The 24,743-nt window shown below is 43.9% G+C and carries 19 protein-coding genes and 4 tRNA genes; 15 read left to right on the top strand and 8 right to left on the bottom strand.

Annotation, left to right across the window (positions count from 1 at the left end; genetic code table 11):
* Positions 1-1,977, top strand: a complete 1,977-nt coding sequence (gene recD / locus E8M12_RS10740) for an exodeoxyribonuclease V subunit alpha (protein WP_136736145.1) — start codon at positions 1-3, stop codon at positions 1,975-1,977.
* A gap of 169 nt (positions 1,978-2,146) precedes the next feature.
* Complete coding sequence (locus E8M12_RS10735; RefSeq protein WP_136736144.1) at positions 2,147-4,321, top strand: transcriptional regulator; 2,175 nt, start codon at positions 2,147-2,149, stop codon at positions 4,319-4,321.
* A gap of 47 nt (positions 4,322-4,368) precedes the next feature.
* Here the strand turns inward: E8M12_RS10735 and E8M12_RS10730 are convergent, their stop codons facing one another.
* Positions 4,369-4,728: a DUF3718 domain-containing protein gene (locus E8M12_RS10730; protein WP_246034107.1), complete on the bottom strand. Its 360-nt coding sequence runs from the start codon at positions 4,726-4,728 to the stop codon at positions 4,369-4,371.
* A gap of 379 nt (positions 4,729-5,107) precedes the next feature.
* On the opposite strand from E8M12_RS10730, the gene E8M12_RS10725 reads away from it, so the two are divergent.
* The 4 genes from E8M12_RS10725 to E8M12_RS10710 all read left to right on the top strand — a co-directional run bounded on the left by E8M12_RS10725 (position 5,108) and on the right by E8M12_RS10710 (position 11,178).
* Entirely contained in the window at positions 5,108-6,172 is a 1,065-nt protein-coding gene (locus tag E8M12_RS10725; protein WP_136736143.1) for an isoaspartyl peptidase/L-asparaginase family protein, read from the top strand.
* 128 nt (positions 6,173-6,300) lie between these two features.
* On the top strand, positions 6,301-6,750 hold the full coding sequence (locus tag E8M12_RS10720; protein WP_136736142.1) for a CBS domain-containing protein: 450 nt from the start codon (positions 6,301-6,303) through the stop codon (positions 6,748-6,750).
* Positions 6,751-6,870: 120 nt separating this feature from the next.
* Complete coding sequence (hrpA, locus tag E8M12_RS10715; protein ID WP_136736141.1) at positions 6,871-10,791, top strand: ATP-dependent RNA helicase HrpA; 3,921 nt, start codon at positions 6,871-6,873, stop codon at positions 10,789-10,791.
* 72 nt (positions 10,792-10,863) lie between these two features.
* Positions 10,864-11,178 (top strand): PilZ domain-containing protein, encoded by a 315-nt coding sequence (locus tag E8M12_RS10710; RefSeq protein WP_136736140.1) that lies wholly within the window; start codon positions 10,864-10,866, stop codon positions 11,176-11,178.
* 5 nt (positions 11,179-11,183) lie between these two features.
* On the opposite strand, the gene E8M12_RS10705 is transcribed toward E8M12_RS10710, so the two are convergent.
* Positions 11,184-12,377 carry a class I SAM-dependent rRNA methyltransferase gene (locus E8M12_RS10705; RefSeq protein WP_136736139.1) on the bottom strand — a complete coding sequence of 398 codons (1,194 nt, stop codon included), beginning with the start codon at positions 12,375-12,377 and terminating at the stop codon, positions 11,184-11,186.
* A 112-nt stretch (positions 12,378-12,489) separates the two neighbouring features.
* Here E8M12_RS10705 and E8M12_RS10700 point away from each other — a divergent pair, with 112 nt between their 5' ends.
* Complete coding sequence (locus tag E8M12_RS10700) at positions 12,490-12,759, top strand: acylphosphatase (protein ID WP_136736138.1); 270 nt, start codon at positions 12,490-12,492, stop codon at positions 12,757-12,759.
* A gap of 85 nt (positions 12,760-12,844) precedes the next feature.
* Here E8M12_RS10700 and E8M12_RS10695 read toward each other — a convergent pair whose 3' ends face one another.
* From E8M12_RS10695 to E8M12_RS10675, 5 genes are all read right to left on the bottom strand, one after another.
* Positions 12,845-13,057, bottom strand: coding sequence for a DUF1653 domain-containing protein (locus E8M12_RS10695; protein WP_136736137.1), 213 nt, complete (start codon positions 13,055-13,057; stop codon positions 12,845-12,847).
* Positions 13,058-13,313: 256 nt separating this feature from the next.
* A tRNA-Met gene (locus E8M12_RS10690) sits at positions 13,314-13,390 on the bottom strand.
* Between the two features lie 80 nt (positions 13,391-13,470).
* Positions 13,471-13,547, bottom strand: a tRNA-Met gene (locus E8M12_RS10685).
* Between the two features lie 178 nt (positions 13,548-13,725).
* Positions 13,726-13,802, bottom strand: a tRNA-Met gene (locus tag E8M12_RS10680).
* A 143-nt stretch (positions 13,803-13,945) separates the two neighbouring features.
* Positions 13,946-14,022 (bottom strand) — tRNA-Met (locus E8M12_RS10675).
* Between the two features lie 205 nt (positions 14,023-14,227).
* Here E8M12_RS10675 and rlmKL point away from each other — a divergent pair.
* The 4 genes from rlmKL to E8M12_RS10655 are packed head-to-tail and all read left to right on the top strand — an operon-like array spanning position 14,228 to position 20,295.
* A complete protein-coding gene (gene rlmKL, locus E8M12_RS10670; RefSeq protein WP_136736136.1) occupies positions 14,228-16,354 on the top strand; it encodes a bifunctional 23S rRNA (guanine(2069)-N(7))-methyltransferase RlmK/23S rRNA (guanine(2445)-N(2))-methyltransferase RlmL in 2,127 nt (708 codons plus the stop codon).
* Positions 16,355-16,362: 8 nt separating this feature from the next.
* Positions 16,363-16,608, top strand: a complete 246-nt coding sequence (locus tag E8M12_RS10665) for a glutaredoxin family protein (RefSeq protein WP_246034106.1) — start codon at positions 16,363-16,365, stop codon at positions 16,606-16,608.
* Positions 16,595-18,499, top strand: coding sequence for an ATP-binding cassette ATPase Uup (gene uup / locus E8M12_RS10660; RefSeq protein ID WP_136736135.1), 1,905 nt, complete (start codon positions 16,595-16,597; stop codon positions 18,497-18,499). Before E8M12_RS10665 ends, uup begins: the two co-directional genes overlap by 14 nt.
* On the top strand, positions 18,499-20,295 hold the full coding sequence (locus E8M12_RS10655; protein WP_136736134.1) for a DUF3466 family protein: 1,797 nt from the start codon (positions 18,499-18,501) through the stop codon (positions 20,293-20,295). Before uup ends, E8M12_RS10655 begins: the two co-directional genes overlap by 1 nt.
* A 78-nt stretch (positions 20,296-20,373) precedes the next feature.
* On the opposite strand, the gene fabA is transcribed toward E8M12_RS10655, so the two are convergent.
* Positions 20,374-20,889, bottom strand: coding sequence for a bifunctional 3-hydroxydecanoyl-ACP dehydratase/trans-2-decenoyl-ACP isomerase (fabA, locus tag E8M12_RS10650; protein WP_136736133.1), 516 nt, complete (start codon positions 20,887-20,889; stop codon positions 20,374-20,376).
* A 266-nt stretch (positions 20,890-21,155) separates the two neighbouring features.
* Between fabA and E8M12_RS10645 the strand changes: the two genes are divergently transcribed.
* From E8M12_RS10645 to pgsA, 4 genes are read left to right on the top strand one after another with little or no spacing between them, the layout of a single operon-like run.
* Complete coding sequence (locus E8M12_RS10645) at positions 21,156-21,422, top strand: hypothetical protein (RefSeq protein WP_136736154.1); 267 nt, start codon at positions 21,156-21,158, stop codon at positions 21,420-21,422.
* 58 nt (positions 21,423-21,480) lie between these two features.
* Positions 21,481-22,125 carry a UvrY/SirA/GacA family response regulator transcription factor gene (gene uvrY / locus E8M12_RS10640; RefSeq protein ID WP_136736132.1) on the top strand — a complete coding sequence of 215 codons (645 nt, stop codon included), beginning with the start codon at positions 21,481-21,483 and terminating at the stop codon, positions 22,123-22,125.
* Positions 22,126-22,128: 3 nt separating this feature from the next.
* Positions 22,129-23,964, top strand: a complete 1,836-nt coding sequence (gene uvrC / locus E8M12_RS10635; RefSeq protein ID WP_136736131.1) for an excinuclease ABC subunit UvrC — start codon at positions 22,129-22,131, stop codon at positions 23,962-23,964.
* A gap of 45 nt (positions 23,965-24,009) precedes the next feature.
* Complete coding sequence (pgsA, locus tag E8M12_RS10630; RefSeq protein ID WP_136736130.1) at positions 24,010-24,594, top strand: CDP-diacylglycerol--glycerol-3-phosphate 3-phosphatidyltransferase; 585 nt, start codon at positions 24,010-24,012, stop codon at positions 24,592-24,594.
* Positions 24,595-24,743 lie beyond the last annotated feature (149 nt).

The raw sequence follows: 24,743 nt of genomic DNA, 5'->3' as shown, positions 1-24,743 counted from the left end.
ATGACGAATAAGCATCAGGAAAACAAGCAAGAGCAACAGAGCTTTTTGTTTGCCGAGGAGGCGCCAGTCGAAAACTGGCAAAGTTTCGTGGATAAATTACCTAGTGTTTTGAAACTGAAGAAACAACTTACCGATATTGAAGCCATTGATTATTTCCTGGCAAAAGAAATTCTTTCTACCTCCAGTGAATCCGGATTCGACTATCAAGAATTTTCGACATTGTTTCATCTATTTCTTGCGCTATCGCAGTTTCAAAGGCAGGGACATACCTGCTTACCGTTGGAAACTATTGCCGGGCAACATTGGTTTGAAAGTAGCGACGGTTCAGATGAGGATTATCTGGGTTATGTTTTCCCGGATATCATATTATTAGAGGACATTCTTGCCCGGTTTATCGGTGCCAATGTTGAGCAAGGATTAGTCGTGGTCGATAATCAACAGGTTTATTTGCGACGTTACTGGCGATTTGAAACCGAATTAGCCGATTTGATTAATCATCGATTACAAATTGAGGCCATTTCATCGCAACAAGCCGATGCTGATATCAAAGCCGGCAATGGCAATAAAGCGGCCGCTGATATCGTTCAACAATTATTCCCTCGCTTAGGTGAAAACGAAACCGATTGGCAAAAGGTAGCGGTGGCTAACGCCTTGAATAAATCGTTCAGTATCATTGCCGGGGGTCCAGGAACAGGAAAAACGTATACGGTCACGAAACTTATTGCGGCGCTAATCATGCAATCGAAGGTAAATCCTGACATCAAATTGGTAGCACCGACTGGCAAGGCTGCTCAACGTTTGAGCGAATCCATTGCCGCTGCAATTGAAGGCTTTCGCAAAGACAATAGCATACCTGGTTCGGTTCTGGATACGATTCCAGTGACAGGGTTAACTTTGCACAGACTATTAGGTGTTATCCCGAATAGTCCAAACTTCCGTCATCATCAGGATAGTCCCTTGTCCTGCGACGTCGTTATCGTCGATGAAGTATCTATGGTGGATTTACCACTAATGACCCGACTTTTCAGAGCGCTGCCTGAAAAGTGTAAAGTCGTGCTGCTGGGCGACTGCCAGCAGTTACCTTCGGTGGAAACGGGAAGTGTACTTGCCGATCTTGCAATCTCACCAGTAACCAGGTATTCCCAGAAAAATGCCAATTATATCCGCCAGTTAACCTCGCAAAACATCGAATCTGTCGAGAATCTTAGTTGCGATTACCTCACATACCTGACCAAATCCAGACGTTTCCAGGGCAGCGGCGGAATTGGGTTGTTGGCAAAGGCTATCATTGACGGTGACAGTAACCAGTGCTGGCAGTTATTGTCAAAGGATACCGAGCAGTTGCAATTGGCGTCGGAAAAATCTCTGAGCAAATATATACAAAGTCTTACTCAGGATTATTATCGAGAGATATTTTTGCAAACCGACTTATCTGCTGCATATAGCAAGTTTCAGAGGTTTAGAATTCTTACGCCAAGCCGCTTAGGTGAGGCAGGTATTGAATCAATTAACGAGATGATAGAGCAGGAGCTACAGAGTCAGGGTTTTAAAGCCTATGGCCAAAAACTGTACCGGGGACGGCCTATTATGATCACCCAGAACCATTATAAGTTACAGTTATTTAATGGTGACATTGGTATGATTTGGCCAGATGCCGATGGAAACTTAAAAGCCCATTTCCCGGACGGTGATCAATTTCGTTCCGTATCCATTCCTCGTTTACCGCCATTCGAAACGGTTTTTGCGATGACCATCCACAAAACCCAAGGATCTGAGTTCGAAAGCGTTGCCATGGTTATTCCTGAAAAAGGCAGTACTCGTTTATTATCCAGAGAACTGATTTATACCGGGCTTACCCGGGCAAAATCCCATTTTCAGCTATTTTCCCGTAAGACCGAGTTTTGCGAAGGGGTTTCTAAATGTGTGACACGATGCTCCGGACTTGGGAGTCGTATCGACCAGGGACGGCAAGGTTAACCATGCTGTCCGCAAATTAAACCTCACTTTCCATGACAGGCTCCCCGAACTGGCATAACTTAACTACAATTAACTACTGAGATTAGTCGGGTAATAATCGCATAATCACTAATTTTGGGACTCAAGTTTTCATCGGTTCTCAAGCAAATGTTGCGATTTAAGGTACGTTATGGCGAACATTTCCTATCTTTTGGATGACTGGGTGATCTACCCGGAAAAGTCGCTGATCGAAAAAGATGGGGAGGTAATCCACCTTGAGCCAAAGGTGATGGAGGTATTGGTTTATCTGTTGGAAAACAGCAATCGAGTAGTCTCCAGGGAAGAGCTAAATGAAAATGTCTGGCAATCTCGTTACACGTCTGATGATGTGATTACCCGAGCCATTTCGGTGCTCCGCAAAAAGCTCAATGACCAGGGTAAAGTTCATCAGTACATAAAAACCATTCCCAAACATGGCTACCTGCTGGATTATACACCTTCAAGAAACGAACAAGATTTACCATCGCTTGATGAACCAGCGAACGACTATGTTCGATTTAACGTGAAAAAGCGAAACCTGTTTATACTGCTTGCCATTATGGCGATAGCCATCGCGGTTTGGTTGTTCGCTTTTAAACATAATGATGTAGATCGCATCGTAAAACTTCGTGTCGATAACTTTAGTGCCAGTGATGAGTTAGGAGAGAGTAACCTGGTTGCCAAGTCATTGACCCAGCAATTGATAACAACACTTGGCAATTCTAAGCATGTTCAGGTAAGCCTGAATAATGAATTTATCGACTCCAATGCGGTCAATTTTGACTATTTTGTCGGTGGTGCAGTACGACGTATAAACAACGATTTTCAGGTAAGCATGCATTTTGCGGACGCCAGGGAAGGGAAAGTTATCTGGAGTCAGACGTTTGCCGGTAGTGTTGAAGACTGGCATATTCTGGTTAACAGTGTAGCTAATACTCTGGATTATTTTATAGAGGTAGTCGACCGCGAAGGTCTAGATCTCGATACGATGTCGGTAGAGAGCATGCAGACGGCGTTACTGATATACCAGGCTCGGCAATTACGCATGGTTAGCAGCCAACAGAACTACCTGTTATCGATCCAGTTACTGGAAAATGGACTTCGTACTTATCCTAATGATCAGAAAGTACCGCTTGAACTCGGTATTGCGTTATATCGGGCGGCGAGCTTTTTTGATAATCCTGATTACTTTGCCAGAATGGAATCGTTATACGGTTCATATAATCAGGATACCATGCCGGAAGGAATGGCTTTTATTCAGGGACTGTATCAGTATTCGTCAGCTACGATCCCATTACAGCAACTGATTAACACCGGTAAGCAATACGCTGAATTATTTGCCAACCAACCTGAGTATCATAGTTTTATGGCGTCATTTTACCTGCAGGCAAAGCAATATGAACAGGCCGAATCTCATGTCCAAAAAGCGCTAAAATTACAACCAGGATTTTCAGTTGCCACGTTTTATCAAGCGAAACTGCAAAGTTTGATGGGACAAAATCAGGCGGCGATAGACACCTTAACAACGTATTTAAATTTTAATCGGGATGATTACAGCGCAAAATATATGCTTGCCTGGTTATTGGTAGAAAATGGTCGTTTTAGCGAAGCGATAAATTTTCTCAAACCGGTCGAATTAGAAAAAGAAAACCGCGAGCTACGAGTATTATTGGCGCAGAGTTATTTCTATTTGCAATTGCCTGAACTTGCCAGTCAACAATACCAAAAACTGCTAAATCAAGCAGAACCGCTTGCCAGTCGGGCAATTGCCTGTCAGCTGGCAATCATCACTGAAGTTGACACGGATAGTGCATGTGACGCCCAGGATGCCTTGCAAGACTCAATGCTATATGGTCGTTATCAAATGCTAAAAGGTGATTACTCAAAATCACTGACGATTTATCAGCAGATTTTCGCCGATCAAAAACCCGAAAGCTCACAGATACGCTATTCCGATTGGGTAGATTATACCTGGTTGCTTGCCCAAACCGGTGACGCCGTTGAGGCACAGCAATTAGCGAAACAGTTATTGCGGGATATCGCCGACCAACAACGGTTAGGCTATGGGGCTAAGGGGATCAGTGATGTTATTTTATGGCTGGTACTCGATGACAATGAGCAGGCGTTGAACGCCCTCGATGATGCTATCGCTGAAGGATGGCTGCATCTGTATACATGGCAATATGGTGGTATTCATCCGGCCTTTACTGGCAATGTTTCAAGGGAAAAATTCGCCGAACGATTTACTTACATTGACCAGGCTCTGAAAAGGCAGCGCAAGCAAGTAGTGGTGATTTCAGGGAAGGATAAACGTAACAGCCCGTGAAGAGCTGTTACGTTACAACGGTTTCTGAAGTGAAATTTGCTCAAACATTAATAATTCACATGAATTTTTTGTTGAGATTGTAATGCCACGTCTTCAATGCTGACATCCTCAATGCTCTCGTTCAGACGTTCTGCCGTTCTGTAAGCACCGTGGGTAGCGGCGAAATCAGGAATGTTCTCACCATTACATACTACCTTCAGAGCGACTGTCTGAGTTTTCAGGCGATATTCTTTAACGGTTTTGTTAAAGCGGATCAAATTGTTTGATTCAGCAGCTCTGCACACATCAATGAGAGCAGTTTCCATGTAGCTGGACATTGCATCTGCTGAAACGGTTGCTGGTGCCATTAACAGGCCGCAAGTAGCAATGACCGCTGACATTTTCGCAGAAAATTTTAAAGTGTTCATAATTTACCTCCGGGTGCCATCAAGGGAATTTACTTGATGTGTCGCGATTTCGACCCTTTAAGTAAAGGCTAATCGGGTCTATAAAACCTGAGGAAAAGCTGAGGAAAGTATATTTTATATCTATATGAAACCCGATAAATCAATGGGTTACAGTTGAAACTATGAAAGTTATTAGGAATTTCTAAAGATGTTCGTTTTTTGTAATTCCCGAACGACAGATTTAGCTCTTTTGTTTCATGGTTGTGGTAAATATGCTACGGTCAAAGTTAATTTGTAACTGCTTGAATAGTTGGTTTAAATCTCACACGTGATAGGTGTGTATGCAATTTATGCCACCATAGCGACTCCCTAAACATAACAATAATGAGACCTCAAGTTCATGATTAAGAAAATCTTCACGCCTTTTCTAATAGCCTCAGCAGCTGGTTTAAGCTTATCCCTGACATCAGTACTTGCTCAGGAAACCACGACTACAAAAACTACCGATTGGCCAGTTGCTATCGCGATCCATGGCGGTGCAGGTACTATCGCCAAGGAAAATTTTACCGCACAGCAGGAAAAGGCTTATCGTGCCAAGCTAGCTGAAGCCGTTAATGCTGGTTACGATATTTTGCATCAGGGTGGTACTAGTACAGATGCTGTTATCACCGCTATTCAGATTCTTGAAGCCAGTGAGTTTTTTAATGCCGGGGTCGGCGCTGTCTATACCTATGAAGGTGAACATGAGCTCGATGCATCGATTATGGATGGGAAAACCCTGGAGGCGGGGGCGGTTTCAGGTGTAAAACGGATTGCTAGTCCAATCGCCCTGGCGAATACGGTGAAAAGTAAATCTGCCCACGTCATGCTCAGTGGTGAAGGAGCGGAAGAGTTTGCCATTGAACAAGGGTTTAAACTCGTCGACAACAGCTATTTTGATACCATTCACCGTAAACAACAACTGGACAAAGCCAAACAAAAGCTGCAGCAGTCTAATCTGGATGAAAACGCTAAAACCGCATATCAACAACTGGATGATCCATTTAAGTTTGGCACCGTGGGTGCCGTGGCTGTCGATAAGCAGGGTAACCTGGTAGCCGGAACTTCTACCGGTGGCATGACCGCTAAACGCTATGGCCGGGTTGGTGACTCGCCGATTATTGGTGCCGGCACTTATGCCAATAACCAATCCTGTGCTGTCTCAGCCACTGGACATGGTGAATATTTCATTCGTTATCACGTAGCTGCCGATATTTGTGCACGGATGCAATATCAGAACATTCCACTTCAGCAAGCGGCTAAAACCGTTGTTAATGAAATTCTCGTTGAAGCCGGAGGCAGCGGTGGTGTTATCGCCATCGATCGTAACGGTAATATTGCCATGCCGTTTAATTCGAAGGGGATGTACCGAGCCTCGAGAGAGGAAGGCAAACCCGCTTATGTGGCTATTTTTAATGATGAGTAATCGCTATTTTGCGGATGTTTAACCAACGCTGTTAATGGTGAATAGGGTTGCGCCTTTTGTTGTTTTTCAACTAACCTTAACGTTATAACTGGTATAGGTTTTTTCGGACACGGGGAAAGGGCACTGCGATGGAATCATTACAGGTTAAAGATTATATGAATTTATATCCGGTGACATTCACACCGGATATGGCTGTTGAAGAAGCATCGCTGAGGTTTTTAAAGACCAAGCAAATCGGCGGACCCGTAGTCAATGCCAGTGGGCAACTGGTTGGGTTTCTGTCTGAATCGGATGTGCTGGCAAAGATGCTGCAAACCAGTTACTACAGCGAGCACATGGCGGACGTCAGCCAGCTGATGCGCACCGATGTGTTAACGATGAAGCCATACACCAGTATTGTTGAACTTGCGCAGACCATGCTACAGCAAAAACCTAAGGTCTACCCGGTTACCGATGATGACGGCAACCTGCTCGGTACCATTTCCCGAAATGACGTGTTACGGGCGATTGACCTTCATATTCGTTCCACATTCCACGAATCCACCTGGCAGCCAAAAGAAAAGCAATTACATCGATAGGACTTAATTGTACGTCAGACAATAATCCACGCCGGTTATGCACGCGGGATGCTGTTTTTCTTGTTGCATAGTGCTAAGATAGCGCCATTTTATTGCTTTTAGTCAGGTAGTTATTTTCCCGTGCCGTCCCCATCAGTTTCCGATTGTTTTTCCTTACTAAATAAGACTCGCCTCAGTGACAAATTTCGTTTAAAACGCCGATTGCAGGGGTTAAATAAAATTGCGGATGAGAACAAACGACAGCGGGCGTTGGAAGTCATTGCAGATGCGATCACCACATCGATTGAACTGAAAACCCGATTAACTCAGCAACGGCCAAAGGTAGAGTACCCGGACGGGTTACCGGTCAGTGAACATGTTGAGCAAATAAAAGCCGCTATTGAACAACATCAGGTTGTTATTATTGCCGGCGAGACCGGCTCGGGAAAAACCACACAAATTCCAAAAATTTGCCTCGAGCTTGGTCGCGGCGTTGAAGGTATGATTGGTCATACGCAGCCGCGACGTATTGCGGCGCGCACGGTTGCAAATCGCATCGCTGAAGAATTGCATTCTAAACTGGGCGATGTGGTCGGTTACAAGGTTCGGTTCACTGACCAGGTAAGTGAACGTAGCTATATCAAATTGATGACGGATGGTATTTTACTGGCAGAAATGCAGAAAGATCGACTGTTACGTCAATACGATACGATTATCATCGATGAGGCTCATGAGCGCAGCCTGAATATCGACTTTATCCTCGGTTATTTAAAACAGATTTTATCGAAACGTCCCGACTTAAAAGTCATTATTACTTCGGCAACCATCGATCCGCAGCGTTTTTCCGAGCATTTTAATCAAGCGCCGGTCATTGAAGTGTCAGGCCGAACCTATCCGGTCGATATCCATTACCAACCACTATCTGAGCAAGATGATTATATCAGTGGCATCATTGGCGCCGTTGAAGACTTACAGCAATTGCCACCGGGCGACATTCTGGTTTTTTTAAACGGCGAACGTGAGATTCGGGATGCGGCAGCAGCTCTGGAAAAAGAGCAGTTTCGCAACACTCATATTTTGCCGCTGTTTTCCCGCCTGACAGTGGCAGAGCAGAACAAAATCTTTGCCCCCCATACCGGCACCAATATCGTATTATCTACTAATGTTGCGGAAACCTCGTTAACCGTGCCTGGCATCCGTTATGTCATTGATACGGGGACCGCGAGGATTTCTCGCTACAGTTATCGCACGAAAGTACAGCGCTTACCCATAGAGCCGATTTCCCAGGCGAGCGCCAATCAACGGGCAGGGCGATGCGGTCGTGTAGCAGAAGGGGTCTGTATCCGCTTATATTCTGAGGAGGATTTTCTCTCCCGTCCGGAATTTACCGATCCGGAAATATTACGTACCAACCTGGCAACGGTTATTTTACAGATGCTGGCATTGGATCTTGGGAATATTGCTCAGTTTCCGTTCGTACAGCCACCCGATCAACGCAATATTAATGATGGCGTACGATTATTGCTCGAGCTTGATGCCATCAGTGAAACAAAAAGCGGGCAAAACCGGTTAACAAGCGTTGGCCGCAATCTCGCCCGCTTTCCAATCGATCCGCGACTGGCGAAAATGCTGCTCACTGGTTGCAGTTATGGATGCTCCCAGGAATTGGCAATTATTACCGCCGGCCTGACGATTCAGGATCCTCGTGAACGGCCTATGGAAAAGCAGCAGGCGGCGGACCAGCAACACAGTCGCTTTAAAGACAAACAGTCGGATTTCATTAGTTTGTTGAACCTTTGGGCGTACATTCAGCAACAACAAAAATTATTGAGCAATAACCAGTTTCGTAACCTTTGTAAGAAACAATATTTGTCCTATCTTCGGATCCGGGAATGGCAGGACATTGTCTCGCAACTGCGGTTAAGCATTAAAGAAATTGACCTTGACTGGTCAGATTTTAAGCCCAGGTTGAAGGTTGGTGAAGAAAACGGTCATATGTCTCTGGAGTCGGTTAATCAGGATGCAATTCATCAGGCTATCCTGTCTGGTTTATTGAGTCATCTTGGTAATCTTGACGAAAATCGCGAATATCAGGGAGCTCGTAATTCACGCTTCTTTATTTTTCCTGGTTCAGGTCTCGCCAAAAAAACACCAAAGTGGTTGATGGCCGCGGAATTGGTGGAAACAAGCCGTTTATTTGCCCGTTTCTGTGCCCGCATTGACGTAACCTGGGTTGAACCTTTAGCGACTCACCTGGTGAAACGAAGTTATTTTGAACCGCACTGGGATAGCAAGCAAGGCGCTGTAATGGCCTACGAGCAAGTTAGCCTGTACGGGTTGGTGATTGTACCCAAGCGCCGGGTAAACTATACGAAAATCGATCCGGACACGTGTCGGATGATGTTTATTCGCCATGCCCTGGTTATGGGAGAAAGCCGTATCAACGAAGCGTTCTTACAGCGTAATCGTGGTTTGATCCAGGAAATAATCGACATGGAAGATAAATCACGTCGACGCGAGTTTCTGGTCGACGAAGAACAATTAGTCGATTTCTATTTGCAACGTATTCCAGAGCATATAGCCGATCAGATTACGTTTTTAAGCTGGTGGAAAAAAGCGAAAAAGTCGTCTCCAGATTTGCTGGTAATGTCTCAAAACGATGTTCTCCAGGATGACAGCGATAAATTAAATATCGACGATTATCCAACCGTTTGGCACCAGGATAATTTAATGCTGCCAGTCAGTTATCATTTTGACCCCGGTAGTGATGATGATGGCGTTAGCATCAATATACCCATTGCGATGTTAAATCAGGTGCAAGATGTGGATTTCGATTGGTTAATTCCAGCCCTGCGCCTGGAAAAAATTACCGCCTTAATTAAAGGCCTGCCTAAGCAGGTGCGGAAAAATTTTGTACCGGCGCCAAATTATGCCAATGCCTGCTTACAGGCAATCTCTCCTGATGGGCTATCGCTTACCCAGGCGATGGCAAAACATTTATTGCGAATGTCTGGCATACGAATCGACCCTGAGCTTTGGAACGAAACCGAACTTGCCGATCATTTACGAATGAATTTTAAGGTGGTTAATGATAATGGCAAATTGTTGGGGCAGGGACGCGATCTCGAAAAGCTTAAGCAGCAACTCCAGTCCCAGGTTAAACGCAGCATTAAATCGGTGGCAGACAAGGGAATTGAACAGCAGCATATAACCGAATGGGGATTTGGTTCGCTGCCAAAAAGCTATCAGAAGAAAACAGCAAACATTACCATTCAGGCGTTTCCTGCGTTGGTCGATCATGGTAAAGACGTAGCCATTGAGTTGTTTGAAACTGAACAGCAGGCGAAAGCGAACATGTTGCAAGGGGTCGCGCGATTGGTGTTGTTGAGCATACCTTCACCAATAAAATACCTGGAACAGAAACTGCCGAATAAATCTAAACTGGGATTGTATTTTAATCCGTTTGGAAAAATTTCGGACCTACTTAGTGACTGTATTCATGCCAGTGCCAGAGCAATTATTGCAGGCCAGGGTGATCTTCCCTATGACGAAAATACGTTTTTAATGGTTCGTGATAAAGTCCGAGCGGAAATTGCGGATACAGTGCTTAACAGTGCGATAAAACTCGAACAAATTCTGTCCCTGCATCACAAGATACAAAAGCAACTGAAAGGAAATCTCGGATTAGCAGCGATTCAGTCGCATGGGGATATCAAAAACCAACTGTCTTCGCTGGTTTATAAAGGTTTTGTCACCGATTGTGGCATCGATAAGTTAGAGGATTTAAAACGTTACCTGAAAGGCATTGAACGGCGTTTAGAAAAATTGCCCATTGATCCGAACCAGGACCGGTTAAAATTGCTTGAGGTAGAGAAAGCTGAATCTTTGATCAAAACACTGGAAACACAAAGCCGGAAAAGCATCAGTCCTGAAATACTTGCTGAGCTGCGATGGATGCTCGAAGAATTCCGAATTTCTTTATTTGCACAAAACCTTGGTACCGTTTATCCAATATCATTCAAGCGTATTAAAAACCGTATCGCAGAATTACAATCGACCTGAATTTTGACAAACTCGATCTCGAACTCTATAACAGGGTTAAGGCGAGACTTGTAAAAACTATCGATAAACCTGATGACTCAACAAAGTGAAAAGCGAGCCTATTTTCGAAATTACCTGAATCAACCTCTGCAATTACTGATTGCAGAGCAGGAAGACGAAGAAGTGGTCAATGGCACCTGTATCGACGTAAGTGATGGAGGTATTGCGGTCGAATTATCTCATCCCATCGCCCTGGGTACCCACGTCAAAATACAAAATAATTATGAGGTACATGGTGAGTTAGCGGTGTGTTTGCAACATGGCACCGTGATCCGGTGCCAACAGCAAGCCGACGATCGTTACCTGCTGGCCCTGCATTTTCAGACCACCAACGGTGAATCGATTTAATCAATTCAATCCATTTGGCAAATCAAACCCTTAAGGTAATAGCCTTCTGGGAAGTTAGTTGCAATGGGGTGATCGCTCGCCTGGTGTAATCGTTCGATAATACGAGCCTGGCGCTTTGCATCAAGTGCCGCATCGGCAACCACTTTTTGAAACAGATTCGCTTCCATCAAGCCGGAGCAGGAAAAAGTGAGTAAGATACCATTGGGGTTGAGTAACTGCATGGCGAGCATATTGATGTCTTTGTAGCCTCGACATGCGCCATTCAGCTGCGACTTAGATTCGGCAAATTTCGGAGGATCAAGAATTATCATATCAAAACGCGTCCCTTGTTCCCGATATTTTCTCAGTAACTTAAAAACATCCGCCTGAACGTGTTCGACGACATCTTCTTCGATACCATTAAGGCGCAAATTTTCTTTACTCAGTGAAATGGCGGTGTCAGATACATCGACGTTGGTTACTTTTTTGGCCCCGTGTTTGGCGCAGTGCAATGAGAAAGTACCGGTGTAAGAAAAACAGTTTAAAATGTTTTTTCCGTACGCATAACGACCAGCGGCGCGTCTGGAATCTCGTTGGTCGAGATAAAATCCGGTTTTGTGGCCGGTCTCCACATCAACCTTAATGTTAACGTCATGCTCTTGTATGACGGCAACGGTCGAGCCATTTTCTGGTGCTTTTATCCAGCCTTTGCTTAATTCAAGTCCTTCTTTTTTACGTATTTCCACATCACTGCGATCGTAAATAGCATGCCCTGGAAAAAGTCGGGTTAATGCCTGGATAATCAGGTGACGGTTAAATTCTGCACCGGCACTCAGTAACTGACAACTTAAAATATTATCATATACATCAATGGTGACACCGGGTAAACCATCTGATTCACCAGCTACTAAACGGTATCCGGTTAAATTTGCCGATTCAATGGTATGCTGCCTGAGGTGTAAAGCGGACTGAATCTTATCGAAGAAGAATTGGTCATTTATCTCCTCCTTCTGAATAAAACTCCAGACGCGGATACGAATTTGAGAATCCGGTGAAAACGCACCTTTTGCTAACCACTTTCCCTGGCTGTCAAAGACATCGACGGTTTCGCCAGCGATTGGCTTGCCAATGAGTTTTTTTATTGCTTTGGAAAAAATCCACGGGTGACGACGTAACAGAGATTTTTCTCTTCCCGGGTTTAACAAAACTCTTGCAGACATACTATATTCTTAATTGAGTAACAGAGTACTGATTGTAAGCAATGGTAGCCAGGTAAACAACGTAGATATAGGAAGCAATCGGGTAAAAATAACAATTAATAAAGGTAACAATATGAAAGTTTGCTATATAGCGACCGTAACAGGTTTAGTGCAAGGCGTATATTTTCGGGCAGCTGCTCAAAATATGGCGATAGACCTGGGATTGAGTGGTTATGCCCATAATCAGGAAGATGGTAGTGTCGAAGTTATGGTATGTGGGCCGGAAGAAAACGCCCGGAAGATGTTGAAATGGTTAGAGCAGGGGCCTGAAGAGGCTGATGTTGATAATGTGGAAGTGGAATCCACGCATCCAAGAGATATCAATCATTTTTCTATCGGCTGAAAGGGCAATGTGGTAAACCTTATCTCCTTCCTCAAAACGTTAAAATGCCGAGGTAGTGTACTTCGGCATTTTTGAAATTTTCCTGTTATTCTGACACCTTTTTAAATCTCGGTACCCGATTACCATCAAGATTAACGTCTTCAATGAACATAGATAAAGGGCGGATCCATACGCTGTGATCGCCATACAGTGTTCGATAAACGACATGTTCCTCTTCAGTTTCACTGTGCTTTGCCACGTGTAATACCTGATAACAAGCCCCTTTGTAATGTTGATATTTCCCGGTCGAAATTGTCATGGCTATTATCCTTAATCGTTAAATGATCGAACTTTGGCAGATAGGTATGGCGAATACAAGCGGAATTGGTTGTGGGAGCTCTGGTTTTAGAATTAGTGAAATGACGAGTCAGTTTTTTTCCACTGTTCTGGAATTTGGTGCTTTTTTAACAAGGGGAGTTGGTTGTGGGAGCCTTGATTTTTGAATTAACGAACTGACGAGTCAGTTGTTTAATCCATTACTTCAGAATTCCTACACTTTCTTTTAACAGGAAAATTGGTTGCGGGAGCCAGATTTGAACTGACGACCTTCGGGTTATGAGCCCGACGAGCTACCAGGCTGCTCCATCCCGCGTCCGAATGGTTTATCGAGTGATAAACAAGCCACAATAGTTTTGCTTCATTTTGTTTGGAAGTTCTTTTTGCAAAGAAAATTGGTTGCGGGAGCCGGATTTGAACCGACGACCTTCGGGTTATGAGCCCGACGAGCTACCAGGCTGCTCCATCCCGCGTCCGAATGGTTTATCGAGTGATAAACGAGCCACAATAGTTTTACTTCATTTTGTTTGGAAGTTCTTTTTGCAAAGAAAATTGGTTGCGGGAGCCCTGATCTTTGAATTAGCGAACTGACGAGTCAGTTGTTTATTTCAACGTTTCAGAATTCCTACATTTCTTCATAAAAAAGAAAATTGGTTGCGGGAGCCAGATTTGAACTGACGACCTTCGGGTTATGAGCCCGACGAGCTACCAGGCTGCTCCATCCCGCGCCTGTAATGTGTTTTCAGTATACTGATTTTCTTTTCAAAAGAAAATTGCTTAAGGGAGCCCTGTTCTTTGAATTAGCGAACTGACGAGTCAGTTGATTAATTCATTATCTCAGAATTCCTACACTTTCTCTTTACAAGAAAATTGGTTGCGGGAGCCAGATTTGAACTGACGACCTTCGGGTTATGAGCCCGACGAGCTACCAGGCTGCTCCATCCCGCGCCTGAAAACGATGCGTACTATAAGGATTGCCAAACTGTTATGCAAGCTGAAACCACAGTTTTTTTTAAACAATTTGTAAATCTGAGTATTTTTCACACGACTAGTTCAATAAATATCCTGTAATCAATGCAAATGGCGATTCGGTCAGGACAAAATCACTGTATTTGTTTATAATCCACGCCACTATTTTCTTGCGAAATTTATTATGCAAAACTTTTTAGCATTAACGTCATTTGGTATTGAACCTCTCTTAGCTGAAGAAATATCCCAATTGGGTGGACAGCAGGTTGTGCAAAAACCAGAAGGTGTTTATTTTCAAACTGATTTGAAAAACGCCTATCACATAGTATTAAAAACCCGACTGGCCAGCCGGGTACTATTACGACTGACTGAACCTGTCAATGTGAATAGCAAAGATGACCTGTTTAACGCCGCCATGGATATTAACTGGCCTGAACACTTTAACAGTGATGCGCTATTTGCGGTTGACTTTGTTGGTAAGAACAAAGCGATTCGTGATTCTCAGTTTGGTGGTCTCACCGTTAAAGACGCAATTGTTGATAAATTTCGCGAGGCTGGTTTTGAACGCCCCAATGTCGAGAAAACGCAACCGGACATTCGAATTCAGGCGCGCCTTTTAAAAAATCAGATCCATTTTTATCTGGATTTTTCAGGTCGCTCTTTGTTTAACCGAGGCTATCGACAAAGTACCGGTGCTGCGCCAATGAAAGAGAATCTGGCAGCGGCGCTGATTATTCGCAGTGGCTGGTTGAATGATACGAATCGACCATTAATCGATCCCATGTGTGGTTCAGGTACCTTATTACTTGAAGCGGTAGCGATGGCAGCCGATCTTGCCCCAGGAGTAAACCGAGAGTCTTGGGGCTTCGAGCATTGGAAGAGTCATGATCAGGCGCTTTGGCAATCGACGCTTGAACAAGAGTTGCAACTCAATGAGCAGAAGCTTTCGGCATTGACCATCAAAGTTTATGGCTTTGATATGGACGAAAGAGTATTAAAAACGGCTAAGACTAATGCGCGCAATGCAGAATTGTCAGATTTTATTGAGTTTAAAGTCGCCCAGGCGGAAGAGTTACAGAACCCGTTTAAAGCTTCAGGCCAGATCATTTTCAACCCACCTTACGGCGAGCGGATAGGATCGTTACCAGAATTGGTTGCGACCTTTACCAAGCTTGGACAGCGCCTAAAACAGGATTTTATCAACTGGCAAATGGCGATTATTACCGGAAACCCGGAAACGTTAAAGTTATTGAAGCTTGCCAGTCACAAACGTTACAAGTTTAAAAATGGCCCACTAGATTGTGTATTTGCTCTTTATGATATTAGTGAAGAGCAAGCGGAACGGGGCGCAGGTCAGAATATCGATACCAGTCAGCCAAGTGCTTTTGCTAATCGTTTGAAAAAGAATATTAAAGGCATGAAAGGTTGGTTAAAGCAAAACGATGTTAATTGCTATCGAATTTATGATGCGGATATTCCGGAATACAACGTAGCGGTCGATGTTTATGATGATCACCTGGTGATTCAGGAATATGCAGCCCCAAAAAATATCGAAGAGTCAAAGACATCAGCGCGGTTGCAGGAAGTCATTTTCTGGGCTCCACAGATTTTGGGTGTTGCACCGGATAAAGTTTCCTTAAAAACTCGTGAAAAGAAAAAAGGTAAGAGCCAGTATCAAAGTTTGAGTAAAACCGATCGTTCTATGGTGGTTCATGAATACGAAGCAAAGTTAAAAGTAAACCTATGGGATTACCTGGACACCGGGTTGTTTTTGGATCATCGCAAGACCCGACAGATTGTTGCCAAAAAAGCAAAGGGTAAAACCCTATTAAACCTCTTTGCTTATACTGGCTCGGTATCGCTGCAGGCCGCCCTTAATGGCGCTAGTGAAGTTACTACCGTGGATATGTCACACACCTACCTTGATTGGGCACAGGATAATTTTGAGCTTAATGGCTTGCGTTCGCATAAGTATCAGTTTGTACAATCAGACTGTTTGCAGTGGTTAGAAAATAACACCCAGACATACGATCTGGTGTTTATCGACCCGCCGACGTTTTCTAATTCTAAACGTATGGATAAGACCTTTGACGTACAACGGGACCATGTGGACTTGTTGCGACTGGGCATGAAAGCTGTCGCTGAAGGTGGTGAACTGATATTTACCAATAACAAGCGCCACTTTAAAATGGACTTTGAAGCGCTTGAGGAACTTGGCTTTAGTGCCAGGGAAATTACTGAACAAACCAGAGATATGGACTTTAAACGCAATAAGCATATTCATAACAGCTGGATCATTACCCGCGATTAGGTATCGATTTGAAAAAGATTTATTTATACGGCACAGAGGGCTGTCATTTATGCGAGATGGCGATGGAACTTTGTCAGCAGAGCTCACTAATTGATAATGATACGCTTGTGTATCGAGATATAATTGATGAACCTCAGTGGTTAGAGCGCTATAAACTGACCATTCCCGTCATTGAAGTTGAAGGCCAACAGCAAGTTTTAGGTTGGCCCTTCGATTTTCAGCAGTTGAACGAGTTTATTGATGGAAATTATTAGAATAACAAATGCCGAATTGGCTTTTGGTGATGAAAAAATCCTTGCTGATACGGAATTACGCATCAAATCGCAAGAGCGTGTTTGTCTGGTTGGCCGTAACGGCGCGGGCAAGTCATCTTTGTTGAAAATTATTAACCAGGACCAACTGCTTGATGATGGCCAGTTGGTATTCTCCAATGAAATAAGTGTTGCCATGTTGGCTCAGGACCCGCCGCAAACGTCAGAACAATCGATCTTTGATTATGTCGCCGAAGGCTTGAAGTCCAATGGTGAACTGGTTCGACAGTACCACAAATTGACCGGTATCATCGCCCAGGATCCATCAGAGCAAAATTTACAAAAGCTTACGGATATCCAGGCCGAACTGGAAAAAAATAATGCCTGGCAGGATGAGCAGCGCATTGAGCAGGTACTAAGCAAGCTTTCCCTTAACGCCGATGATAGTGTTAGCTCATTATCCGGAGGTTGGTTACGTAAAATTGCTTTGGCTCAGGCATTGGTAACAGCTCCTGATGTACTGCTGCTTGATGAACCAACCAACCACCTCGATATCGACAGTGTCCTGTGGCTGGAAAACTTTTTAAAGGGTTTTAATGGCACCATCATATTTATTAGCCATGACCGTGCCTTTATTCGTTCAATGGCCACTCGTATTGTTGATTTAGACAGAGGCATACTGTCCAGTTATCCGGGTGATTATGATAAGTACCTGGAAATGAAAGAGCACGACCTTCAGGTTGAGCATCAGCAAAATCAATTATTTGATAAACGCCTTGCGGAAGAGGAAACCTGGATTCGCCAGGGTATCAAAGCTCGACGCACTCGTAATGAAGGCCGGGTCAGGGCACTTGAAAAGCTGCGAGTTGAACGTCAACAACGACGTGACCTTAAGCTCCAGGGACAAATGACCTTTGCCAAAGGCGATAACAGCGGCAAGATGGTGTTTGAAGGGCAGGGTATTGGTGTTGCGTTTGGCGATAAAACCATAATCCGCGATCTTGATTTGCTGATTTCCCGCGGTGAAAAACTAGCCTTGATTGGTGCCAATGGTACGGGTAAGTCGACCCTGTTAAAGCTAATTACCGGACAGCTTGAAAATACCCAGGGCAAAATGCGCCTGGGGGTTAACCTGGAAATCGCTTACTTTGATCAACACCGAATGCAACTGGACGTTAATCAGACGGTACAGGATGCGGTTGCAGATGGTAAGCAGGAAATTACCGTCAATGGTCGTACTCGCCATGTCCTTGGCTACTTACAGGACTTTTTATTTAGCCCGAAACGGGCGCGTACACCGGTTAGAGCATTGTCTGGGGGTGAGCGAAATCGTTTATTACTGGCGAAATTGTTCCTGAAACCGAGTAACCTGTTGATTCTCGATGAGCCAACCAATGATCTTGATATTGAGACTCTGGAACTTTTAGAAATGGTCATCAATGATTACCCGGGTACCGTGTTGTTGGTAAGCCATGACCGAGACTTTGTGAATAATTGTGTTAATTCATGCCTTTATTTTGATGGTAGTGGTACAATCAACCAGATTTTTGGTGGTTACTCGGATGTTGAAAAATATTTATCCGATAAAGCGGAACAAAAGAAACAATTTGACATCAAAGCCAATACTAAAGTAAAAACTAGTCCGGTAAAAAAGAGCAATAACAAGTTATCTTACAAAGATAAACGAGAACTAGAGGCCTTACCTAAGCTCATAGAGCAATTAGAAAACGAGGTCGAAGAGTTGCAATCGCAAATCAACAGCGCTGATTTTTTCAACCAGGACAGTTCCATTACCCAGCCAATTCTAGAGTTGTTGCAGTCCCAGGAAACTGCACTGGAGCAAGCTTATGAGCGTTGGCAAGAATTAGAAGAATTTCAAGAGAAGAGTAGTTAATGAAAACCTTAAATAAATCCCTGATCACCTTAGGGGTGACCTCTGCGCTAATGGTTCATCAAGCCCACGCGGCAACATATGAAGTAATTGATCTAGGATTAGTTGATACGGTTAAAAATACCTTCGGTATCAAACAAAACAATCTCGGTGAAGCGGTTGTTTTCGGCAACGGTTCCTATAATTTTCCGGTTCAGTTTGACTTACTAGACGAAGATGATTTTGAAAGTATTCGCAATTTAGCAGAAAACCAACACGAACGATTTTTATATGCTTATGAAATCACTGACCAACAATTCGAAGATTTAAAAGCCGGCAATCCGGATTCTAACGCATTGTGGTGGACAGTAAACTGGTTACGAAGCCAGTCGCCGCAACTCTACCAGACAGTAGGTGACTCTTTCATTTTTAAGTTTGATGGCACGTTTTCTGAGCCAATCACCTTGTTTGACAAAGAATTTACCAGCAGTGGTCAACTGAGTCGTTCGACTCAGGAAACTCCGTCAGGTATCACCGATAATGGTTGGATTTTTGGTTACTCATCAGCGCCATACCTGCCTTTGGAACCTTTCCTTGAAGAGGATGCGGGCGATGATGACGAGCCGACGCAATATTGGGTCAGGGATTTTAATCAACGTGGTTTCATTCGTTTCAATGATGGTACCACGGTTGAGTTGACCCCACTTGAAGATCTTTATGGCGGAATCTCGCAGATTTATGACATCAATGTCCATGGCCAGGTGGTCGGCAGTAGCTCAGTCGGATTCAATGAAGAAGAACTCGAAGATCTGCAAATCAAATGTATTCTTGATGAAGTTGATGGTGAAGAAAACGAGGATAAGCTTACCGATATCCCGCAAGAGTTATGCATATTCCGCGAAAAAAGCACGATTTATCAACAACGGGCAGTACAGTGGAATTTAGATGCAAACGGCCAGTTAGTTGGTGAGCCAACGTTATTGGGAACTGCTGTAGATAACAATCGCAACCCAGAGGATGAACGTACGGGTATCTTCAGTATCGCCAATGCAATTAATGATTCTGGTATTGCTGTTGGAATTACCGCGGCATGGTTAGATGCCGATGAGACGCAACCGGCCGATAACGAATATTATGGCTATTTTGCTGCTGTGTTTAAGGGCGACGAGGTCATTGAGTTTACCGATCGCGATGAATTTTACACTGGCTTTGGTCGTACAAGTTCGGAAGGCCTTGCGATAAACAATAATGGTATGATGACCGGCTACATGAACAAATTCGTTAATGGTAGCCTGCGTAAAAAAGTTTTTTATGCCGATACCAACGCAGAAACCATTGAAACTCAGTTAGTCGAGGATTTTTTCCCGGGTTCATCCAGCATAGGTTTTTCAATCAATAACAATAATATCATTGTTGGTGAAGGCGAATATGAATCATTCAATGATCGTAACAGTCCGCGTCGTCGTCACGGCTTTATGTATCACATAGATACGGATAAATTCGTTGATATTAATGACTTGCTGAGTTGTGATTCACAGTACACCATCATTGAAGCACGTGATATTAATGATGCTAATGAAATTGTTGCCACCGCCATGATGAAGCAACCATTGCGCGATGCTAAAGGTCAGTTGATTTACGATGAAAATGGTGATGAAGTACTGGAAGACGTATTCAGAGCCGTATATCTGCGTCCAATTGAGGGTGATATTGAAGACTGCGGCACTATAGAAGAAAAAGTTGAGCGTCAAGGCGCAGGGCTGAATCTACTCTGGCTAGCCGGTCTGGGCCTGTTAACCTTATTCCGTCGCAGTCGATAACGACAGTGTTGAGATAATGTGATTGGTATAATAAAAAAGGAGAGCAATAGCTCTCCTTTTTTTGGTTGAAATATTCAGTTAGAACGTTGAAGTATCGGTGAACAAACCTACTTTAAGATCGGTTGCTTTATAGATTTCACGGCCGTCAACTTCGACAATCCCATCCGCGATGCCCATAAATAGCTTACGCTTGATAACGCGCTTCATTACAATCTTATAGGTTACTTTTTTAGCGGTTGGCAGAATTTGCCCGGTGAATTTAACTTCACCTACACCTAGTGCACGTCCACGACCAGGACCACCTGACCAAGCCAGGTAAAACCCAACCAGTTGCCACATTGCATCCAGTCCAAGACAACCTGGCATTACCGGATCGCCTTTAAAGTGGCAATCAAAAAACCACAGATCCGGGTTGATGTCTAACTCAGCGATGATCTCACCTTTTCCATGCTCACCGCCGTCTTCGCTAATCGACAGAATGCGATCAATCATCAACATGTTATCGGAAGGTAGTTTAGAGTTATCTTCTCCAAACAGTTCGCCAGTACCAGCCTTGATTAAGTCCGCTTTTTCAAATGAATGTTGTTGTCCCATAGCTTTTATTTCAAAACCCCTAAAAATGATATGAATGAAACTGGTGAGAGGGTGCTGGCATAATTGGTTAAAATAGCAACTCCTCCGACCTCAGCGTACACTTGTACACTAAAACTTGCCGCTACTTTAGCGAACACCTGTACGCCAGACAACAAAAATCTTCGATTTGTTGCAATTTTCTGGGTTATGCGTAACCATGGAGGAAAAAATAGAAGGAGATTCGTATGGTTGCGGAAAATGACCTGGAAGATGCGTTAACTGCACTAATGGAAGCGGATGGCACGGATAGAAAAACACCATTAACTAATGCTGAAAAACAAAAACGCTATCGCGAGCGACAGAAAAGCCTCGGCAAAAAAGAAGTACGAGGGTATCTTAATGATGAAGCGCTTAAATGTTATCAATTAATTAGTGAGCAGACTCAGTGGACGGACAGTAAGATTCTCACGAATGCATTACGACTGACCTATGCCGCATATAAAAACGGCCAGATTGGACTGTTAAGCAAATGGTTGCAAAAGCATAACCTGTAGTGCCTGCTGGTTTAGTAATCCTAATTGATAAGAAATAATTAAAGTTAAGGAGAAAGCCTTGATTAAGGTGTTATTGGTTGATGATCATGATCTGGTGCGAACCGGTATTCGACGCATTTTAGACGATGTGAAAGGCATCAAGGTGATTTCAGAAGTGGCCACCGGTGAAGAAGCGGTACAGTTTTGTCGGCAAATCGAACCAGATGTGGTTTTGATGGACATGAATATGCCGGGTATTGGTGGTCTGGAAGCTACCAAAAAAATTCTGCGCTACGCGCCAGACTGCAAGGTTATTATTTTAACCGTTCACGTAGAAGAACCGTATCCGAGCAAAGTCATGCAAATTGGTGCCAGTGGCTTTTTATCCAAGAGTGCAGGTTGCGATGAAATGGTTCAGGCCATTAAAGCGGTAAATGCAGGGCAACGCTACCTGCCAGCTTCGATCGCCCAGAAAATGGCATTAAGTCAGTTTAATCATGATAGCGATAACCCATTCAAAGCACTGTCTGAACGTGAACTGCAGATTATGCTGATGATCACCCGAGGTGAAAAAGTTACGGATATTTCCGAACAACTGAGTTTAAGCAGCAAAACCATTAATAGTTATCGATATCGGATGTTTGAAAAACTTTCGGTCAGTAATGATGTTGAATTGACGCACCTGGCAATACGTTACGGGCTGGTTAGCAGCGAAGCCCTGTGATAAATGAGTGAATCGAGCCTTTTTGATTATCAGGCGTATTTAAAGGTAACCACAGAAAAAAGTGGTGTTTATCGTATGTACGATGAACACTCGACGGTTATTTACGTTGGTAAAGCAAAGAACCTGAAAAAACGCCTGAGCAGTTATTTTCGCAAAGACGTGGGATCGACGAAAACCCGTGCCCTGGTTGCGCAAATCCGTGCCATCGACGTTACGGTCACCCATACCGAAGGCGAAGCGCTGATACTCGAGAACAACTACATCAAAAAGTATCAGCCGAAATATAATATCCTGCTGCGCGATGACAAATCTTATCCTTATATTTTGATAACCGATCATCGGCACCCGAAACTTGGGGCACATCGGGGTGGTAAAAAAATCAAAGGGGATTATTTTGGCCCATTTCCAAGTGCCGGTGCGGTGTGGGAAAGTTTGCGCTTAATGCAGCGTCTATTTCCTATTCGCCAATGTGAAGATAGCTATTATCGAGCCAGATCCCGACCTTGCCTGCAATATCAGCTAAAGCGCTGTTCGGCGCCATGCGTTGGCAAGATAAGCGATCAGGATTATAACGAACAGGTGAGCTTAGCCAAGCTGTTTCTGCGCGGTAAAAATGATCAGGTTATTAATAATCTGGTAAGTAAAATGGAACAGGCGAGTGAACAGCTGGAATTTGAAAAGGCGGCAAATTTTAGAGATCAGATTGCGACATTACGAAAAGTGCAACAGCAGCAGTTTGTGTCAGGCATGGCTGGTGAAATGGATGTACTGGGTTTTTATCGCTTAAACAATCAGGCCTGTATTCATCAGTTGTTTATACGTGATCAAAAGATTTTGGGGAGTAAAAGTTATTTTCCAAGCATTCCAGCAGATACTGAAGATGTTGATATTGTCCAGGCATTTATCACTCAGAACTATTTAGGCCAGGGGGTTGAGCAGGGTCGGTTGCCAAGGGAAGTTGTCCTGCCGATGGCCATTAAAGGTAAAGAGCAGCTACAAACTTTGTTATCAGAGCAGGTTGACTACGAGGTGAAACTGCTCAGCAATGTTCGTACCGAGCGGAAAAAATATCTGGCGCTTGCCACGACCAATGCCGAAACCGCCTTACGGGTGAAAAACTCTCATAAAGAGTCAATGCAGGCTCGGTTCGCCCAGTTAAATACCTTATTTGAGTTGCCGACGCCTATCGAACGTATTGAATGTTTTGATATCAGCCATACCATGGGACAACAAACCATTGCATCTTGCGTCGTATTCAATACCGAAGGACCAATGAAAAGCGATTATCGGCGTTACAATGTACATGGCATAACACCAGGCGATGATTATGCGGCAATGTCTTTTGCGTTAAACAAGCGTTATGGAAAGTTAACTGCCGAGGACAAATGTCCGGATGTGGTTTTTATTGACGGTGGCAAAGGGCAATTGGGACGCGCAGAGCAGTTTTTTGCTGATTTAGACTTGCCAAAGACGCCATTGCTTGTCGGGGTAGCAAAAGGGGAATCAAGAAAGCCTGGATTGGAGACTTTAATTATGGCTGGCTCGCATCAGTTAATTTCTCTGGAGCCCACATCTTCTGCCTTACATCTGGTGCAGCATATACGAGATGAGTCACATCGATTTGCCATCGCCGGGCACCGAGCAAAGCGAGCCAAGGTCAGTAAAAAATCAAGTCTTGAAGATATTCCCGGTATCGGACCGAAACGACGCCAGGCAATGTTAAAATACTTAGGTGGTCTACAGGAAGTTAAAAAAGCCAGCGTCGAAGAGCTGGCGAAGGTGCCGGGCGTTAGCACTGAATTGGCAAAAAATATTTTCGCCAGCTTGCATGACAACTGATCCGGATAATGTAAAATAGTGAAAAAATATTGATAAATAAGAATTATGTGGACAATTCCCAATCAAATTACGTTATTTAGAATCCTTCTGATTCCGGTTTTTATTATTGTCTTTTATCTACCGGTAAGCTGGTCACATTTCGGAGCAGCATTTGTCTTTTGGTTAGCATCGATAAGCGATGCTCTTGATGGCTACCTGGCAAGGCGACTAAAGCTATCGAGTAAATTTGGCGCCTTTATCGATCCGGTTGCGGATAAATTAATGGTTACCGTCGCTTTGGTGTTGATTGTTGCCGATTATCAGGTTTGGTGGGTGACGGTTCCGGCGCTTATTATGATAAGCCGTGAAATCGTTATTTCTGCACTACGAGAATTTATGGCGGATTTGGGCAAGCGAGACAATGTCGCGGTCTCTTCTTTAGGAAAATGGAAAACCGCATGCCAAATGCTGGCTTTGATGGGGTTAATCTGGAAGCCTGACTACCCGGTACCGTTAATCTTATTTGATGTACCGGCTAAAATCGTCATGGGCGCTGCCTGGTGTTTCTACGCAATGGCGACTTTTTTCACCTTTGTCTCAATGTTTCAGTACCTTAAAGCTTCGTGGCCGGAATTAACCGGAAAACATTGATTAAAAATTGCTTAACAAATGTGTTGTTGAGTCAAAAAATCAGCACTTTAGCTGTTATTTGAGCAGTCAGCACAAAAATGAAATTAAACTGTTGACTCATAATAAATACGATGTAGAATGCACATCCGTTGACAGGGAGTCAGCAATGG

This window comes from Thalassotalea mangrovi (genome assembly GCF_005116735.1).
In the GTDB taxonomy this organism is placed as follows: Bacteria; Pseudomonadota; Gammaproteobacteria; order Enterobacterales; family Alteromonadaceae; genus Thalassotalea_A; species Thalassotalea_A mangrovi.
The sequence above is the reverse complement of the archived record's forward strand: the minus strand, read 5'-3'. Positions and strand labels throughout refer to the sequence as shown.